Source organism: Arthrobacter sp. GCM10027362, assembly GCF_042679445.1.
Classification (GTDB): Bacteria; Actinomycetota; Actinomycetes; order Actinomycetales; family Micrococcaceae; genus Crystallibacter.
The window spans coordinates 1-1,045 of record NZ_JBHTML010000394.1 but is presented as its reverse complement, the minus strand read 5'-3'; the positions used below and the strand labels follow the sequence as shown (position 1 = coordinate 1,045).

The window sequence follows — 1,045 nt, the reverse complement described above, 5'->3', positions numbered from 1 at the left end:
TGGCGCCGGGTGGTGATCGAAAAACCCTTCGGGCACGACCTGGCCAGCGCCCGGGAACTGAATGCCGTCGTCGAGTCGGTGTTCCCGGCCGATGCGGTGTTCCGGATCGACCACTACCTGGGCAAGGAGACGGTGCAGAACATCCTGGCGCTGCGCTTTGCCAACCAGCTGTTCGAACCGCTCTGGAACGCCAACTTCGTGGACCACGTCCAGATCACCATGGCCGAGGACATCGGCACCGGCGGCCGGGCCGGCTACTACGACGGCGTGGGCGCGGCCCGGGACGTGATCCAGAACCACCTGCTGCAGCTGCTGGCCCTGACCGCCATGGAGGAGCCGATCTCCTTCAACGCCGAGGACCTGCGCGCCGAGAAGGAAAAGGTCCTGGCCGCGGTCAAACTCCCCCAGGACCTGTCCACGTCCTCGGCGCGCGGGCAGTTCACCGGCGGCTGGCAGGGCGGGGAACTGGTCCGGGGCTACCTGGAGGAAGAGGGCATCCCGGCCGATTCCACCACCGAGACCTACGCCGCCCTGCGCCTGGACATCCACACCCGGCGCTGGGCCGGCGTCCCCTTCTACCTGCGCGCGGGCAAGCGGCTGGGCCGCCGGGTGACCGAAATCGCCGTGGTGCTCAAGCGTGCCCCCAACCTGCTCTTTACCGACCACGGCGACGAGGAGACCGGCCAGAACGCGGTGGTGATCCGGGTCCAGCCCGACGAGGGCGCCACCATCCGGTTCGGCTCCAAGGTCCCGGGCACCCAGATGGAGGTCCGCGACGTGACCATGGACTTCGGCTACGGGCACGCGTTCACCGAGTCCAGCCCGGAGGCCTATGAGCGGCTGATCCTGGACGTGCTGCTCGGCGAGCCGCCGCTGTTCCCGCGGCACCAGGAAGTGGAACTGAGCTGGAAGATCCTGGACCCGTTCGAGGAGTACTGGGCGCGCTCGGGCACCAGGCCGGAGCCCTACGCCCCGGGCAGCTGGGGCCCGGCGTCGGCCGATCAACTGCTGGCCCGCGACGGACGAACCTGGAGAAGGCCATGAT

1 protein-coding gene is annotated in these 1,045 nt (G+C 69.0%); it reads left to right on the top strand.

Annotation, left to right across the window (positions count from 1 at the left end; all coding sequences use genetic code 11):
• Nucleotides 1-1,044: glucose-6-phosphate dehydrogenase (gene zwf, locus ACFQ36_RS22910; RefSeq protein WP_377017894.1), on the top strand; the 1,044-nt coding region annotated here is incomplete at its 5' end.
• Nucleotide 1,045 lies beyond the last annotated feature (1 nt).